Origin of the sequence: Lysinibacillus sp. ACHW1.5 (genome assembly GCF_022014815.1) — a bacterium.
Classification (GTDB): domain Bacteria; phylum Bacillota; class Bacilli; order Bacillales_A; family Planococcaceae; genus Lysinibacillus; species Lysinibacillus capsici.
On sequence record NZ_CP091777.1, the window covers coordinates 1,401,551 to 1,417,714 of the forward strand.

Annotated in this window: 17 protein-coding genes; 16 read left to right on the top strand and 1 reads right to left on the bottom strand. The window is 38.8% G+C overall.

The window, feature by feature from the left end; all coding sequences use genetic code 11:
* The first annotated feature begins 48 nt into the window (after window positions 1-48).
* Both L6W14_RS06625 and L6W14_RS06630 read left to right on the top strand, forming a co-directional pair.
* Complete coding sequence (locus L6W14_RS06625) at window positions 49-609, top strand: glycerol-3-phosphate acyltransferase (protein WP_237900010.1); 561 nt, start codon at window positions 49-51, stop codon at window positions 607-609.
* Between the two features lie 5 nt (window positions 610-614).
* A complete protein-coding gene (locus L6W14_RS06630) occupies window positions 615-2,180 on the top strand; it encodes an aminotransferase class V-fold PLP-dependent enzyme (RefSeq protein ID WP_237900012.1) in 1,566 nt (521 codons plus the stop codon).
* Here L6W14_RS06630 and L6W14_RS06635 read toward each other — a convergent pair.
* Window positions 2,160-3,128 carry an asparaginase gene (locus L6W14_RS06635; protein ID WP_237900014.1) on the bottom strand — a complete coding sequence of 323 codons (969 nt, stop codon included), beginning with the start codon at window positions 3,126-3,128 and terminating at the stop codon, window positions 2,160-2,162. The genes L6W14_RS06630 and L6W14_RS06635 overlap by 21 nt on opposite strands.
* Window positions 3,129-3,211: 83 nt before the next feature.
* On the opposite strand from L6W14_RS06635, the gene prsW reads away from it, so the two are divergent.
* From prsW to folE, 14 genes are all read left to right on the top strand, one after another.
* A complete protein-coding gene (prsW, locus tag L6W14_RS06640) occupies window positions 3,212-3,886 on the top strand; it encodes a glutamic-type intramembrane protease PrsW (RefSeq protein ID WP_004232588.1) in 675 nt (224 codons plus the stop codon).
* Window positions 3,887-3,984: 98 nt separating this feature from the next.
* A complete protein-coding gene (gene sleB / locus L6W14_RS06645; RefSeq protein ID WP_237900027.1) occupies window positions 3,985-4,800 on the top strand; it encodes a spore cortex-lytic enzyme in 816 nt (271 codons plus the stop codon).
* Window positions 4,801-4,815: 15 nt separating this feature from the next.
* Window positions 4,816-6,099: a PepSY1/2 domain-containing protein gene (locus tag L6W14_RS06650; RefSeq protein ID WP_048389800.1), complete on the top strand. Its 1,284-nt coding sequence runs from the start codon at window positions 4,816-4,818 to the stop codon at window positions 6,097-6,099.
* A gap of 114 nt (window positions 6,100-6,213) precedes the next feature.
* The gene (locus L6W14_RS06655; RefSeq protein ID WP_237900035.1) at window positions 6,214-6,873 is read left to right on the top strand and encodes a flagellar brake protein; all 660 of its coding nucleotides are present in this window, start codon (window positions 6,214-6,216) and stop codon (window positions 6,871-6,873) included.
* A 94-nt stretch (window positions 6,874-6,967) separates the two neighbouring features.
* Complete coding sequence (cmk, locus tag L6W14_RS06660; RefSeq protein WP_237900045.1) at window positions 6,968-7,642, top strand: (d)CMP kinase; 675 nt, start codon at window positions 6,968-6,970, stop codon at window positions 7,640-7,642.
* A gap of 102 nt (window positions 7,643-7,744) precedes the next feature.
* Window positions 7,745-8,881 (top strand): 30S ribosomal protein S1, encoded by a 1,137-nt coding sequence (gene rpsA, locus L6W14_RS06665; protein WP_237900047.1) that lies wholly within the window; start codon window positions 7,745-7,747, stop codon window positions 8,879-8,881.
* A gap of 294 nt (window positions 8,882-9,175) precedes the next feature.
* Window positions 9,176-9,397, top strand: coding sequence for a hypothetical protein (locus L6W14_RS06670; protein ID WP_237900049.1), 222 nt, complete (start codon window positions 9,176-9,178; stop codon window positions 9,395-9,397).
* Between the two features lie 205 nt (window positions 9,398-9,602).
* The gene (der, locus tag L6W14_RS06675) at window positions 9,603-10,913 is read left to right on the top strand and encodes a ribosome biogenesis GTPase Der (protein WP_004232601.1); all 1,311 of its coding nucleotides are present in this window, start codon (window positions 9,603-9,605) and stop codon (window positions 10,911-10,913) included.
* 109 nt (window positions 10,914-11,022) lie between these two features.
* Window positions 11,023-12,039, top strand: coding sequence for an NAD(P)H-dependent glycerol-3-phosphate dehydrogenase (locus L6W14_RS06680; protein WP_237900051.1), 1,017 nt, complete (start codon window positions 11,023-11,025; stop codon window positions 12,037-12,039).
* Between the two features lie 223 nt (window positions 12,040-12,262).
* Window positions 12,263-12,475: a DUF2768 domain-containing protein gene (locus L6W14_RS06685; protein WP_004232605.1), complete on the top strand. Its 213-nt coding sequence runs from the start codon at window positions 12,263-12,265 to the stop codon at window positions 12,473-12,475.
* A gap of 22 nt (window positions 12,476-12,497) precedes the next feature.
* Window positions 12,498-13,280: a hypothetical protein gene (locus L6W14_RS06690; RefSeq protein ID WP_237900053.1), complete on the top strand. Its 783-nt coding sequence runs from the start codon at window positions 12,498-12,500 to the stop codon at window positions 13,278-13,280.
* Between the two features lie 92 nt (window positions 13,281-13,372).
* Window positions 13,373-14,851: a stage IV sporulation protein A gene (gene spoIVA, locus L6W14_RS06695; RefSeq protein WP_016993351.1), complete on the top strand. Its 1,479-nt coding sequence runs from the start codon at window positions 13,373-13,375 to the stop codon at window positions 14,849-14,851.
* Window positions 14,852-15,049: 198 nt separating this feature from the next.
* Window positions 15,050-15,322 carry an HU family DNA-binding protein gene (locus L6W14_RS06700; protein ID WP_004232618.1) on the top strand — a complete coding sequence of 91 codons (273 nt, stop codon included), beginning with the start codon at window positions 15,050-15,052 and terminating at the stop codon, window positions 15,320-15,322.
* Between the two features lie 219 nt (window positions 15,323-15,541).
* The gene (gene folE / locus L6W14_RS06705; RefSeq protein WP_009370809.1) at window positions 15,542-16,111 is read left to right on the top strand and encodes a GTP cyclohydrolase I FolE; all 570 of its coding nucleotides are present in this window, start codon (window positions 15,542-15,544) and stop codon (window positions 16,109-16,111) included.
* The last annotated feature ends 53 nt before the right edge of the window (window positions 16,112-16,164 follow it).

Here is a 16,164-nt window from a genome sequence, read left to right on the forward strand (position 1 = left end):
TGTATAGGCATGTAGCTTATACAGCCTTTTTAGCAAGGAGGCAACTCAATGATTGGCTTGTATTGGCTCTTGAGTTATTTAATAGGAAACATCTTGACGGCTTATTTCGTTGGTAAGATATACGGTGTCAATTTGCAGGAAGAGCGTAGTAAAAATTTAGGCGCGCGTAATGCGGGAAGTGTGATTGGGAAAACAGCGTTTATTTTGACTCTTCTTGGCGATTCATTAAAAGGTGTACTTGTTGTCGGATTAGGACGCATGTGGCAATTGGATGAATGGGTCGTTATTGGCGGAGCTGCATGGGTGATAATAGGCCATCTATTTCCGATTTGGCTGAAATGGAATGGAGGGAAAGGTGTGGCTACTTTTATTGGTGTGGGTCTCGCCTTATCGCCAAGTCTTTTTTTATGGATGATTATTGGTACAGCACTTATATGTGCATTTACTAGAAGTCTGACACTTGGCATGGTTGGGGGCTTTGTTTTTTATATAGCCGCAATTATACAAGCAGGGAAATTAGAGCCATATGGACTTTTAATCATGGCAATCGTGTGTATGCTTATTAAGCATATGTCTAATATTCAGGAATCATTGAAAAGAGGGAAGTGAAGGAAATGTATTGGTGTAAAATTGCCAAGACAAATGAAGAATTTGAGGCGATTGCTCGATTGAATTATGAAACATTTGTAGAAGAAATTCCTCAGCATGAGGTGAATGCATCGCGAAAAAAAGTAGACCGATTTCATCAGGAGAATACCTATGTTGTTGTTTATAAGCAAACAGAATTAATTGGCATGGTGGCGTTTAGAGATCAACGACCATTTTCTATTGATGAAAAGATTGGTAAGGTCGAGCAGTATTTATCGAAGGAAAATTGTGAGAAGCTTTGTGAAATTCGTTTGCTTTCCGTGAAGAAAGGTTATCGAACGGGTCGAGTTCTATTGAAGCTTACTCAGGCCTTAACTACATTTGCCTACGAAAAAGGCTATACTGCGGCAGTGATTTCAGGTACAACGAGAGAGGAAAAACTATATAAGCAGATGGGTTTTAAGCAGTTTGCACCAGCTGTCGGGGAAGAGGGTGCGATGTTTTTACCGATGGTGCTCACTAGACATGAATTTGAACAATCATTACAACATAGACTAACGACGGAACCCTCTACATTTTATCCTGGGCCGGTGAAGCAATTAGAGACAATTGCTCATTCAGATTTATCACATCGTTCATTACCTTTTTATGCGCTTTATGAACGAGTGCAGAAGAAGTTGCTGCATTTATCGAAGTCCAATCATGTTGGTGTAATCGTAGGGACGGGAACGCTAGCAAATGAAGTAATGCTTGCACAACTAAAGGCACAGCAATTAGGAAAAGGGCTTATTCTCACAAATGGAGAATTCGGTGAGCGTTTACAGAAGCAAGCCGCTCGTTGGTCATTACATTATGATGTGGTAGAAAAAGAATGGGGAACGGTATTTGATGACAAAGAACTGGCTTCACAGCTTGAGACGGGATCTTATCAGTGGATGTTGGCAGTACATGGTGAGACTTCCACGGGAACTTGTAATAACTTAGATATTCTTAAAAAGCTTGCTAAACAATACAATGTAAAGTTATGTATAGATTGTATTAGTTCGTTCGGTGCCATGCCGTTTTCTTTACAGGACTGCTATTTAGCTACGGCTGTGAGTGGTAAGGCTATTGGTGCGTTAAGTGGGCTAGCATTTGTATTTTCGCAATCACTTGCACCCTCATCTGCCGATCTACCCGCTTATCTTGATTTAGCAAATTATCAGCAAGGTGCCATACCATTTACATTACCTGCTGTATTACTGAGCAATGTGGAGATGGCATTGCAAGCTTATCCAGCACGTTATGAGCAGCTACAGCAACGCTTTCAATCACTGCTGCAGCTACCAATCATGCAATTTCAATATCCAACAATTCAATATCCGATGCTGATAACGGTTCAATTGCCTAATAATTATGCCAACCTACCTATTGATTTAGCATTAAACGGGCTATTTGTTCATGGTGAAAGCCAGTATTTACGCCAAAAGAATTTCATTCAATTTTCTGTGATACAACCAGATTTTGATGAAGCTTTGGCTCGACTTAGCGAGATACTGGGCTATTATGAACAGGTGATCGAGACTTTAACGTTACAGGAAAAAGTCCTTTAAATTTAAAGGCGAGCCAGTTGTGTTAAGGCCTATTAATAATTTTAAGCGTGCCTTTTGACCATTAATACCTGTGGCGAATATGGCCCCTAAGTCTTCTAGCATTTTACCGCCGCCCATATAGCCATAAACACCTTCTGCAATTCCATTAAAGCAGCGGGAAACAAGTACAACTGGGATGTCTCGCTGTATAAGGCTTTCAATTCCTTTTACAACAGATGGTGGGACATTCCCTTGACCTAGTCCTTCTAGGACAACACCATCATATTTACATGCAAGCACGACATCCAATAAATCTTCTTCCATTCCAGCGTACACTTTTAGCATTGCGACACGCTTAGGTAAATTGTTAACATCTACATATTGTCGACGAATTGGTGCGTGATGGAATAAGATTCTGGATTTTGTAATAAGGCCAATCGGTCCATATTGCGGAGATTGGAAAGTATTTACAGAACTTGTGCTTGTTTTTGTTGTATTTACAGCAAGATGAACCTCATCATTCATCACAACAAGCACACCTTTATCACGTGCTTCTTCATCAACAGCAACTCGGACTGCCTCTACTAAATTATAAATCCCATCTGCGCCAAGTTCGTTAGATGAACGCATTGCTCCTGTTAGCACGATCGGAATGGCTAAGTTCATTGTTAGCTCTAAGAAATACGCGGTTTCTTCCAATGTATCGGTACCGTGTGTGATGACCACGCCGTCAATTGGCTGTGCGTCAATTTGTTCCAAAATCAAGTTACGCAATAAAAGCATCTCTTTCGGTGTAATATGTGGAGAAGGAAGGTTAAAAGCCTCTATTTCGATAATGCTTGCTAGTGATGCCAGTTTATTACTTTCCTTCATTAGAGGATTTTCCTTATTTGGCATGACCGCTCCTTCAGCACTCATTGCCATGGAGATTGTGCCGCCAGTATGAATTAATAAAATTGTTTTTTTCATAAAAAATAAATCTCCTTTTAAAAAGTTTTTTTGTCATTACATGGTATAATAATAGCAGTCTATTGTTGAAAGGAGCCGGCATCATGATCATTTTATTATCTGCTGCCATTGCTCCCGGTCTAGCGCTTTTTAGTTATTTCTATTTGCGCAATCAGATGGCTACGGAGCCAAGAAGAACTTTACTACAAACGTTTTTATACGGCGCATTTTTAACGTTCCCAATCATGTTTTTACAGTATGTATTAACAGAAGAAGGGGTTTTTCGATATCTTTATCTTCAAGACGTACTATTTTCAAGTGTCATTGAAGAATTTTTTAAATGGTTTGTACTATTAATTGCCATCTATAATCATATAGAATTTGATGACCCTTACGATGGTATATTGTATGGGGCAAGCATTTCACTTGGCTTTGCTACGATTGAAAATGTTCTTTATTTACTTTCATTTGGCTTAGACACGGCATTTATGCGAGCCTTATTACCAGTATCGAGTCATGCTTTGTTCGGTGTCGTAATGGGCTATTATTATGGACGGGCTAAGTTTTCGAAACTTGTTAAGACAAAAGAGATGATTGCTATGGCACTTTGTGCACCAGTCGTACTTCACATTCTATACAATACAATATTATCATTCAAAGGTCACTGGGTTTATTTAATGATTCCTTTTATGTTGTTTTTATGGTGGTTTGGCTTGCGCAAAGTGAAGCTTGCACATTATCATCTGGTGCAGCATCTTCACATGCAAAAGAAAATATAAAGCGTAGAAATCGTCAAAGATTTCTACGCTTTATTTCATTTTTATCATGTATAAATTACTCCTTTTGTTTCAAGCTATAAAAAAAAGGAGTGATAAAAGTGCGTTTAGTAAGCATACTTTTTGCTTTGATATTAGGAATTAGTATAATTGCGATTCCTCAAAATGATGCGAATGCATTTAGCGATCAGCAAATTACTCGGGGTGCCTATGGAGATGATGTCGTTGAATTGCAAGCGAGGCTACAATACTTAGGTTTTTATAAGAGTAAAATTGATGGCAAATTTGGCTATAACACATACTGGGCTTTACGTAATTTCCAAGAAAATTATGGGTTACCAGTAGACGGGATTGCAGGCGCTAAGACAAAGAAAGCATTAGCAGGCAATTCAGATTATGATGAAAAATGGGTGAAAGCTCAATTAAATGCGGGAAATCAATTTACTTATTATGGTGGCAAGCCACTTGATCAGCAAGTGAAAAAGAATACTAGTGGTGGCAGTAGCAATAGTAGTGGAAGTAGTAATAATAATGGAACACAGACACAAGTTCCTCCCAAATATACAGAGCGTGATTTACAGCTAATGGCGAATGCGGTATATGGAGAGGCAAGAGGAGAACCATATGAAGGACAAGTAGCAGTTGCTGCAGTTATTTTAAATCGTTTGGAAAGCCCAGATTTCCCGAATACTATTTCAGGTATCATTTTCCAACCGTTAGCATTTACAGCTGTTGCAGATGGGCAAATTTGGCTTGAGCCAAATGAGCGAGCGAAAGAAGCGGTTATTGATGCCATGAACGGCTGGGACCCTTCTGAAAATGCATTGTATTATTTCAATCCAAAAACTGCAACGAGCAAATGGATTTGGTCACGTCCACAAATTAAACAAATTGGAGAGCATATTTTCTGTTCATAGAAAGGAGGAACCTAGATGAAAACTTGGCTCGTGGTCTTAACGATTGCCGTTATTGGGTTAGGGGCATACAGCATTGATTTACATGGAGATAAAGAAGATTTACAACGTACCGTGCTAGCACAATATACAGATAAGTTAACGGATGCATCTGAAAAACTTTCCCATCTTCAACGCTCAGTATCACAATCCCTGTTGTTTCAAGATGAGCAGGCGATTCACAATGAACTAGATTCGGTTTGGCGTTTAAGCTCAGAAGTTCGTTCTTCAATTGCGAATATTCCAATAGGACAAGAACTATCAAGTGAATGGATGAACTATCTAGGGCGACTTGGCGATGAAGCAAAAAGGACAGCGAAAACAGGGGATTATGAAGCTTGGCGTGAAAAAATGCCCCAGGTTTCAACGAATTTACAATCTCTTTCCGATGAATGGACAGCAGCAACCGTCGATTTCTATAAGCATGATGGGAAAATGGATGTTTGGCTACAGCAAGTAGATAATAAAAATCCAAATAGCCAATTTGATACTGTAAAAGATACATTAAAAGGCTACGGCGAAAAGGATTTCCCGTTAACTTTATCTGAATCTGATTGGCAGAAAAAAATTGAGTTAAAGGCATTACAGGATGCCGTTATTACCGAAAAAGAAGCACTAGAAAAAGTGAAATACTTATTCCCTGTCATTAAAGATGCCACATTTACAGTTACAAAAAGTAGTGATACAGCACCATATCCTTTTTATCATATCCAATTCCACCAAGGGATTCGATTAGGCTATGTTGATTTAACAGAAAAGGGTGGACATTTATTATCCTATTTAGTAGAACGTCCTGTGGATGAAGCCAAGTTATCACAAGAGGAAATCATGAAAAAAGCGCAGGAATATGTGAAGAAATTAGGCATGAAAGATGTAGCCTATGTGGAATCACGCGAAAATCATCAAGCTTGGCATGTGACATTTGCTCGTGTCCATCCTGGAGATAATGCGTTAATCTACGCTGATGGTGTTCAATTGAAAGTGGCGAAAGATACAGGTGAGCTGTTAGGTGCAAATGCAATGGAATATATTCAAGAAGAAAATATTAAAAAGCAAACAGCTAAGCCGATTGATTGGAAAACGTTCTTCCAAGACGATATTCAAGTCCAAGAGGTAAAAAATATCTACACAGATAATGGACAATTTGAGCAACGTCTTTGCTATGAGGTCATTGCATTGCGTGATGGTAATACGCAGGAAACATTTAGAATTGTTATTGATGCGGAAAACCATAATGTATTAAAAGTGGAATATCTAACTTAATCAATGATGCTTCCGCTCTGTATCAACTTGACATGAAAATACTACCAATTTTTATAGCCAAAATAAGCTTCTCATGAGATAATTAAACTATATTTTTCGCACGGGGAGATGCTCATGGAAATAAAAATTGGTACACAATTACAACTTGAACCAACTTATACAGAGCGTTTGGAGAAATTCCGCTGTAAAGTTGTAGAGCAAAAAGATAATATTCTATATATTGATTATCCAGTTAATATGGCAACAAAGAAAACGGCATTTTTAATAGATGGCTCAGAATTTAGAGCAACTTTTCGTACTGAGGATAAGCAATCCTTTGCCTTTAATACAGAGGTAGTTGGCCGTAAAGCAGGTAATATACCAATGATTATGTTGCATTGTCCAACACCAGAGGAGTTTATAAAAATTCAGCGACGAGAATACGTTCGTGTGGAGACACAAGTAGACGTTGCTATTCAGTTGAAGGATTATAAATATCAGCTTGTGACTGTGGATATTAGTGCAGGAGGCCTAGCAGTCATGTTGAAAGGTCAAGTAGCTTTCACTGAGGGTGATGAAGTAAAACTAACCATTGTATTGCCATTTGCCAATGGAGATGTCAAGTATGTCGTTACAGAAGCGCTGATCGTACGTATTTTCGAAAAAGAGGATAAACGCATTGCAACAATCCAACTAACAGATACAGATGATGTCGATCAACAGCATATTGTCCGTTTTTGCTTTGAACGTCAATTAGTCAATCGTCGTAAAGAAATGAACCCTTTTCATGTTTAATTTCTTAATGAATATTTTAATGAAGCCCTCTCCTAGGAGAGGGCTTTTTTGAGGTTATATGATACAATAAGAGGTGCAGAAAGTAGGGAAGAATATGAAGAAAAACATTCAAATTGCGATAGACGGGCCTGCTGGTGCTGGCAAAAGCACAATCGCGAAAATTGTTGCTGAGGCACTTGGCTTTACTTACATTGACACAGGCGCAATGTATCGAGCAGTTACGTATAAAGCGTTGCAACAAAACATACATTTAGATGATGAAGCAAAATTAGCAGAGATGCTTGACGTAAGCACAATTGAATTAAAACCATCACCTCAGGGACAGCTTGTTTTTTTAGATGGTCACAATGTGTCTGCGGAAATACGCTCTAATGAGGTCACTTCATCAGTCTCACAAGTAGCTGCCCATGCGAAGGTTCGTGAGCTATTAGTTGCCCAACAGCAAAAACTTGCAGCTAATGGCGGTGTTGTCATGGATGGCCGCGATATTGCTACACATGTCTTAAAGGATGCAGAACTAAAGATTTTCATGTCTGCAACAGTAGAGGAGCGTGCTAGACGACGCTTGATTGATAATCAAAAAAGAGGCATTGACTCATCTCTTGAAAAACTTCAGGAAGAAATTGCACTACGTGATAAAAAGGATAGTGAGCGTGAAGCATCGCCACTGATTCAAGCTGAAGATGCGATCTTTTTAGATACAACAGCATTGTCTATTGATGATGCAGCACAAGCTATTTTAAAATTAGCAGAAGAAAAAATGCTATAAATCCTAAAATTTCAGACATTTTTTGAATTTAAAGGATTTATTTTTGTCTTTGTCTTCAATATCGAATAAAATAGTAAGGGAAGATGCGAAGGAGGGTTACATATGTCTGAAGAAATGAACTATGCAGAACAAACGTTTAACGAGGGTGATATCGTCAAAGGCATTGCCGCGCAAGTTGATGAAAAGGCAGTATCTGTATCAATTCCAGGTGCACCGTTTGATGGTATTGTACCGATTAGTGAATTATCAAGCTTACACATTGAGAAAGCGTCTGATGTCATCTCAGTTGGAGATGAATTAGAATTGATGATTACAAAGGTTGAAGAAGAAAACTTTGTCCTATCAAAACGTAAAGTGGATGCTCTAAAAGCATGGGATACACTAGAGCAACAATTTGCCGCTGAGGAAATTTTTGAAGCGGAAGTAAAGGATATTGTTAAAGGTGGTCTTGTCGTAGATTTAGGTGTACGTGGCTTTGTACCAGCATCGCTTGTAGAGGACTATTTTGTTGATGATTTTGAAGGCTATAAAGGGCAAACATTAAGCTTTAAAATTGTTGAGCTTGATAAGGATAAGAATCGCCTTATTTTATCTCACCGAGCAGTGGTTGAAGCAGAGAAAGCTTCACAAAAGAAAAATGTGATTAATCAAATAAAAGCTGGCGATGTATTGGATGGTAAAGTACAGCGTCTCGCGGCATTTGGTGCATTTATCGACCTAGGTGGTATTGATGGTCTTGTACACATCTCGCAAGTATCACATGAGCATGTGAGTGATGTGAGTGAAGTTTTAGCTGAAGGACAAGATGTAAAAGTAAAAGTTCTATCAGTGGACCCAGAAAATGAACGTATTTCTTTATCTATTAAGGAAACTATTCCTGGACCATGGTCTAATATAGAAGAACGTGCCGCGAAAGGCACTATTTTAGACGGTAGAGTGAAGCGACTTACTTCATTCGGTGCATTTGTGGAAGTATTCCCAGGCGTTGAAGGTTTAGTGCATATATCGCAAATTGCGCATAAGCACATTAACACGCCTCATGAAGCATTAAAAGAGGGACAAGAAGTACAGGTGAAGGTCCTTGATGTCAATGCTGACGAAGGTCGTCTAGCCCTTAGTATTAAAGAATTACTAGAAAATCCTGAAGCAGAAGAAGTAATCGACTATGAATTACCTGAAGAGAATACAGGCTTCTCATTTGGTGATGTGATTGGCGATAAACTAAAAAACTTTAAATAATGTATAAAGCGAGGATGCATAATTGTATCCTCGCTATTTTTATGGTTGAAATGGTGGATAGAAGGTTTGAAGGGGAGAGAACTTCAAAAGTGAGGGTGTAGTAATTAAGAAGCGGATAAAAACTTAGAATCGAAGGATACAACTCTAAAAGTAGCGGATAGAACCTTTAAAGTGTTGGATAGGATTCTAAAAGTGAAGGATAGCAGATAAGAAGCGGATAAAAACTTAGAATCGAAGGATACAACTCTAAAAGTAGCGGATAAAACCTTTAAAGTGGCGGATAGGATTCTAAAAGTGAAGGATAGCAATAAAGAAGCGGATAAAAACTTAGAATCGAAGGATACAACTCTAAAAGTAGCGGATAAAACTTTTAAAGTGGCGGATAGGATTCTAAAAGTGAAGGATAACAATAAAGAAGTGGATAAAAACTTTGAATTGAAGGATACAACTCTAAAAGTAGAGGATAGAACCTTTAAAGTAGCGGATAGAATTCTAAAAGTGAAGGATACAAATTAAAGTAAAAGATAGAACACTTAAATTGAAGGATAGTACCTCTAAAAGTAGCGGATAAAACCTTCAAAACACCTAATAGAACTCTCAAAAAAAGGGGTAACACCTTTAATAGCCATACATAGCGTTCTACATTATGGATATGATATGATATAATGGCATTTTTCGTGTATAATAGCGAAAGACAAGAAGTTGGAAGGATGAAGTACAGATGACGAAACCAGTAGTAGCCATCGTAGGTCGTCCGAACGTAGGTAAGTCGACGATTTTTAATCGTATCGTTGGAGAACGCGTTTCGATTGTGGAGGATATCCCAGGCGTAACACGTGACCGTATTTATAGTTCGGCAGAGTGGTTAACACACGATTTTAATATTATTGATACAGGTGGCATTGAAATTGGAGACGAGCCGTTTTTAGAACAAATTCGTCAACAAGCTGAAATTGCCATTGATGAAGCGGACGTAATTATTTTCATGACAAATGGTCGTGAAGGAGTAACGGCAGCAGATGAGCAAGTTGCTAAAATTCTATACAAAACAAAAAAACCAGTTGTATTAGCGGTCAATAAAATTGATAATCCTGATATGCGTGAAATGATTTATGATTTTTATGCACTTGGCTTCGGTGAACCTTGGCCTATTTCAGGTTCCCACGGTTTAGGTTTAGGGGATTTATTGGACGAATGTGCGAAACATTTCCCGAAAGAAGATGAAGAACAATACGGTGATGATGTCATTAAATTCTCTTTAATTGGTCGACCGAATGTTGGAAAATCCTCTTTAGTGAATGCTTTCCTAGGGCAGGAACGTGTTATTGTTAGTAATATTGCAGGGACAACACGTGATGCGATTGATACGCCTTATGCATATGATGGACAGGAATATGTCATTATTGATACGGCGGGTATGCGTAAAAAAGGAAAGATCTATGAAACAACCGAGAAATATTCTGTGCTACGTGCGCTACGTGCTATTGAACGCTCAGACGTTGTTTTAGTAGTGCTGAATGCAGAAGAGGGTATTCAGGAGCAAGATAAAAAAATCGCTGGCTATGCACATGAGGCTGGAAAAGCTGTGATCATTGTTGTGAATAAATGGGATGCCATTGAAAAAGATGAAAAAACAATGAATGTCTTTACACAGCAAATTCGAGAGCATTTCCTATTTTTGGATTATGCCCCAATTATTTTTGTGTCAGCGAATACAAAACAGCGTGTGCATCAAATTTTACCGATTATCCAACGTGTCAGCGAGAATCATGCGATGCGTATTCAGTCCTCTATTTTAAATGAAGTGATTGAGGACTCAGTGGCTCGTAATCCTGCACCGACAGATAAAGGTCGTCGTTTACGTATTTACTATGCTACTCAGGTAGCAATTAAGCCACCAACATTCGTTATTTTTGTGAATGAACCTGAGCTTATGCATTTCTCATACGAACGCTTCTTAGAAAATCGCATTCGCGAAACATTTGACTTTGAAGGGACGCCAATTCGTTTAATTACACGTGCGCGTGCTTAAGGCAATAGCTATAGACATACAATACGCCAACCCGACATTATTGTAGGGTGGCGTCTTTTTACAAGAAAGAACTTATTTATAGACAACCCAACAAAGGGAGGATTTTGTTATGGAAAAAGTTTGTGTGTTAGGGGCAGGCTCATGGGGTACTGCACTGGCAATGGTACTAGCGGAAAATGGACATGATACGCTTGTATGGACACATAGAGCTGAGCAGGCAGAAGAAATCAATCAACTGCATACGAATAAAAAATATTTACCAGAAACCATTCTACCTGTAAATTTACATGCGACGAGTGATATGGCGAAGGTAGCTACTCATGCAGAAACCATTGTTGTGGCTGTTCCAACAAAAGCGATTCGTGAAGTATGCGAGAAACTAACGGCTGAATTAACCAAAAAAGTGTTGTTTGTCCATGTTTCAAAAGGAATTGAGCCTGACTCATTAAAACGAATATCTGAAATTTTAGCAGAGAGCTTACCAGCTATGTATGTGGAAGAAATTGTTGTTCTTTCTGGGCCAAGTCATGCAGAAGAAGTGGTGCTGCATCATCCTACAACGGTTACTGCAGCTTGTGCCAACATTGATGCTGCTGAAAAGGTACAGGATTTATTTATGAATCAGTTCTTCCGCGTCTATACAAATGAGGATATCATTGGTGTGGAAATAGGAGGAGCGTTGAAAAACGTTATCGCTTTAGCGGCAGGTATTACTGATGGCTTAAATTATGGAGACAATGCGAAAGCGGCACTTATTACGCGAGGTCTTGCAGAAATTTCACGGTTAGGTGTAAAAATGGGTGGTAATCCATTTACGTTCTCAGGACTTACAGGTATGGGGGACTTAATTGTAACCTGTACAAGTGTCCACTCGCGAAACTGGCGTGCAGGTAATATGTTAGGGCAAGGTATGAAGCTACAAGAAGTGCTGGATCAAATGGGCATGGTCGTAGAAGGTGTCCGTACCACGAAGGCAGCCTATCAATTAGCAGAGAAATATGATGTCGCCATGCCGATTTCCACAGAGCTCTATAGTGTGCTATTTAATGATGTTGAACCGAAAGTGGCAGTAGATGCCTTAATGATGCGTATGAAAAAACGAGAAATAGACGATATGAAGCATTAATATTAATTTTTTGATTAGACTTGTCATTAAATGGACATAAATAAGGTGTCTCAACCAATCTGTTGAGACGCCTTATTGTGTGCCACTAGTTGAATAGAAATACAAGCTTAAAGAGTTGTCCATTTCTTGATAGTTATGGGACAACTATTTCTTTTTAGCAAAAGCACATAGTATAATATACTTTGATTGTGTCTTGACATTCAAAGAAAGGTGGTTTTTTGAAATGGGCCCGTTAGCTCATATGCCTGCGCTTGATGTAATGTGGGTGTCGTTTTATTGCATCGCATTTATGATTATATCAGTCGGCTTAATTTATTTAGCGCGAAATAAGATTTCAAATGTATTTTTACGAACAGTCGTAAATTTATGTGCATACATACTGTTTGGACTTGGCACATTTTTAATGGTACTTGTAGTTGCCACTTGGCCAGCATAAATAATAATGAGGTGTCAGTAACATGAAAAAACTAAGTGCTTTGCTGTTGGTATTTGCAACCGCCATACTGTTAGTAGGATGTGCGTACCCAGAAGAAGAAAAAAGGGCTAAGGTCACGCCTGATGTCGATCAACTAGCGGCAGTTCAACGTGCTGTGGATGAATACCGTGAAGCAACAGGTGGACTAGTACCAATTAAAAATAGCGAGTTAGATACGGATATCTATATCAAATATTTAATCGATTTTGAAAAACTTATGCCGAAGTATTTGACGACAATTCCTGGAAATGCCTATGAAAAAGGTGGTATATATCAATATATCATTTGGGACCCTGAAAATGAGGCATCGGTCAAATTAGTAGATTTAAACGCGGCAGAGCGTATACGTGAAATAGGTATTCGTAAACTATCTACACAGTATTTACCAATAAAAGGGTCAATTTCAGATAATGTTTATCAGATCAACTATAAAGATTTGGGGTATAAAACAGAGGTAACTGTAAAAAGTCCCTATTCTGGCGTCGAGTTACCGCTTTTCATGACTGGTGATGGTGAATTACATGTAGACTATGCTGTGGATTTAGGCCAGCTTTTAAAAGAGGATAAGCCGAATGTAAAGCCAGGTGATGATATTCGCCAACTGCTTGTCGACAAATTTCCAGTTGTGCCTGCCTATTCTATTCCCTATACAGTGGACGAGAATGGAGAGCCTGTCTATGATATGAAAACGTATAATGCGGATGTCAAAAAAGCGAAAGAATTACAAAAACAAGAGGCAGAAGCCGCCGAGAAAAAAGAGAAATAGCAAACAAGCTCCTTACATTTGTGAGGGGCTTTTTCATATTTGTCTACAGGCTCGCATATAGTGAAAAAGCGTAGATAAAGGAGGCAGAAACCTTGAGTGAAGCAGTATTTAGAGAAATTGCAGAGCGCACAAATGGCGATGTTTATATTGGTGTTGTCGGTCCAGTACGTGTAGGTAAATCAACATTTGTAAAAAAGGTAATGGAATCAGTCGTGTTACCAAACATTGTGGATGAAACGGAAAGAATGCGAGCACAAGATGAGTTGCCACAAAGTTCTCCGGGGCCAGTCATTATGACTGCTGAGCCGAAGTTTGTGCCTGCCCAAGCAACCCGTATTGTGGTCGGTGAAGATGAAATGCCATTCCAAATTCGATTAGCAGATTGTGTTGGTTATATTATCGATGGGACAAAAGGCTATGAGGATGAAAATGGACCAAAATTTGTTCATACGCCTTGGCATACGGAGCCAATTCCATTTCAGGAAGCCGCTAAAATTGGCACAGATAAGGTGATTCGCGATCATGCGAATATTGGTATTGTCGTAACGACTGATGGTACAGTGAACGGAATCAGTCGACGAGCAGCAGAGAAGGCAGAAGAGGAAATTGTAGAGCAATTAAAAGACATCGGCAAACCATTTGTCATCTTACTCAATTGCCAAATGCCTGCGAGAGAAGAAACGGTTCAGCTTCGCAATGAATTGTTTGAACGTTACAATGTCCCTGTTATTGCGATGTCCATTGATCAAATGAGAGAAACGGATATTCAATATATTTTACAAGAGGCGTTATTTGAATTCCCAATTCGTACCATTGAGGTAGAAAAACCAGACTGGCTGGATGTATTAGATGCTACACATCCATTAAATGTTGCATTGATTGATTCGATGGAGGAAGTCCTTTCTTCTGTGATGAAAATTCGAGATGTGCAACAGGCGTCAGATGCCTTTAAAGCCATTGACTTTATTGACCAAAGTGAAGTTGTTCATGTAGATGCAGGTGTAGGAACAGCTGTAATTCGGGTATCCCTACAGGGTGAATTGTATAAATCAGTTTGTAATGAATGGCTAGAAGAACCAATTGAAACGAAAAAAGATTGGTTACTCTTTATCAAAGAGGCGGCAGAGGCAAAAGAGGCCCAAAAGCGATTTAAAAGTGCTATTCACGATGCTGATACGACAGGCTATGGCGTGACATTGCCAATGATGCAGGAATTTGAGCCAACAGCCCCAGAGCTCATTAAACAGAATAATTTCTTCGGCGTACGAATGAAGGCAAAAGCGCCATCCTATCATATTATCCGAGTGGATATGGAGTCAGAATTTGCACCGTTAATTGGCTCAGAGTTCCATAGTCAGCAACTTCTAAAAGATTTAAATCATGCTTATTTACATGATCGTGATGCCTTATGGAATACACAATTATTTGGTACACCATTGCATGAAGTATTAAAAGAGGGTATTCGCTATAAAATGGATGCAGTTCCACCTACTGCCAAAAAACGTATGCGTCAGACGATTGAACGTATGGTTAACGAAGGAGATCGTGGTTTAGTAACATTTATTTTATAGTGATAAAATTCAGAAAAAATGCAAAAAATATACGCAGGGCTTTTCGTTTTTATGCGAAAAGTCCTTTTATTTTTGTTTTTTGGGTGAAAAACTGATTTTTTGGTTATAATCATGTATGAATACAGTTGCGTAGCGGTTTTCTATGTGTTACTCTTTTTACAGAATTGGTTCATGACCCTTTGAGAGGAGGTGAATGGTGTGAATAAAACAGAATTAGTAAACTCTGTTGCTGAAGCTGCAGGTCTTTCTAAAAAAGACGCTTCTAAAGCAGTTGAAGCTGTATTTGATACAATTCAAGATGCTCTTGCAAAGGGTGACAAAGTACAATTAATTGGTTTTGGTAACTTTGAAGTACGTGAACGTGCGGCTCGTAAAGGTCGTAACCCACAAACTGGTAAAGAAATCGAAATCGCTGCTAGCAAGGTGCCTGCTTTCAAACCAGGTAAAGCGCTTAAAGACGCGGTAAAATAATACACGTCTAGTAGTTACATAGAGCAGTCTTCATGTTAACGAACATGAAGGCTGCTCTTTTTAACTTCAAATTTGAATTTTACATAATAATATACAGTGATTTGCTTATCTAGAAGCGAATTTCTGATGAATCAGGTAAGTCATTTTGCGCTTACCTTTTGGATGTGCTACGATGCATAGGGAAATGTGTAATGTTTTGATATGCAGGAGGGTTTTTTGATGTCGAATATTGATTTATTAAAAATAGAAGAAGCGGTAAAAATGATTTTAGAAGCAGTAGGTGAAGATGTAAATCGTGAAGGTTTATTGGATACGCCGAAGCGTGTAGCAAAAATGTATGCCGAAATGTTCAGCGGCTTGCATGAGGATGCTAAAGATTATTTTAAAACGGTATTTCATGAGGATCATGAGGAACTAGTGCTTGTCAAAGATATACCTTTTTATTCGATGTGTGAGCATCATCTAGTACCTTTCTATGGCAAAGCACATGTTGCATACATACCAAATGACGGCGTTGTTGCTGGACTGAGTAAGTTAGGCCGTGCAGTGGAGACGATTGCCCGCAGACCACAACTACAAGAGCGTATTACCTCTTCAGTAGCAGACACAATTATGGAGATGCTTTCGCCAAAAGGTGTCTATGTTGTGATCGAGGCTGAGCATATGTGTATGACAATGCGTGGATTAAAAAAACCTGGTTCTAAAACGGTGACATCTGTTGCACGCGGTATTTATGAGGAAGATGAAGTGAAACGTAGAGAAGTACTATCATTTATTCAAATGTCTTAAATTGCGTGTCTAATTATGTTATGATGAACTAAGAATTTGTCGGATTTAAGGAG

Coding starts and splice junctions, on each gene's coding strand:
- L6W14_RS06625 (WP_237900010.1), top strand. CDS start 49: ATGATTGGCTTGTATTGGCTCTTGAGTTATTTAATAGGAAACATCTTG.
- L6W14_RS06630 (WP_237900012.1), top strand. CDS start 615: ATGTATTGGTGTAAAATTGCCAAGACAAATGAAGAATTTGAGGCGATT.
- L6W14_RS06635 (WP_237900014.1), bottom strand. CDS start 3,128: ATGAAAAAAACAATTTTATTAATTCATACTGGCGGCACAATCTCCATG.
- prsW (WP_004232588.1), top strand. CDS start 3,212: ATGATCATTTTATTATCTGCTGCCATTGCTCCCGGTCTAGCGCTTTTT.
- L6W14_RS06650 (WP_048389800.1), top strand. CDS start 4,816: ATGAAAACTTGGCTCGTGGTCTTAACGATTGCCGTTATTGGGTTAGGG.
- L6W14_RS06655 (WP_237900035.1), top strand. CDS start 6,214: ATGGAAATAAAAATTGGTACACAATTACAACTTGAACCAACTTATACA.
- cmk (WP_237900045.1), top strand. CDS start 6,968: ATGAAGAAAAACATTCAAATTGCGATAGACGGGCCTGCTGGTGCTGGC.
- rpsA (WP_237900047.1), top strand. CDS start 7,745: ATGTCTGAAGAAATGAACTATGCAGAACAAACGTTTAACGAGGGTGAT.
- der (WP_004232601.1), top strand. CDS start 9,603: ATGACGAAACCAGTAGTAGCCATCGTAGGTCGTCCGAACGTAGGTAAG.
- L6W14_RS06680 (WP_237900051.1), top strand. CDS start 11,023: ATGGAAAAAGTTTGTGTGTTAGGGGCAGGCTCATGGGGTACTGCACTG.
- L6W14_RS06685 (WP_004232605.1), top strand. CDS start 12,263: ATGGGCCCGTTAGCTCATATGCCTGCGCTTGATGTAATGTGGGTGTCG.
- L6W14_RS06690 (WP_237900053.1), top strand. CDS start 12,498: ATGAAAAAACTAAGTGCTTTGCTGTTGGTATTTGCAACCGCCATACTG.
- folE (WP_009370809.1), top strand. CDS start 15,542: ATGTCGAATATTGATTTATTAAAAATAGAAGAAGCGGTAAAAATGATT.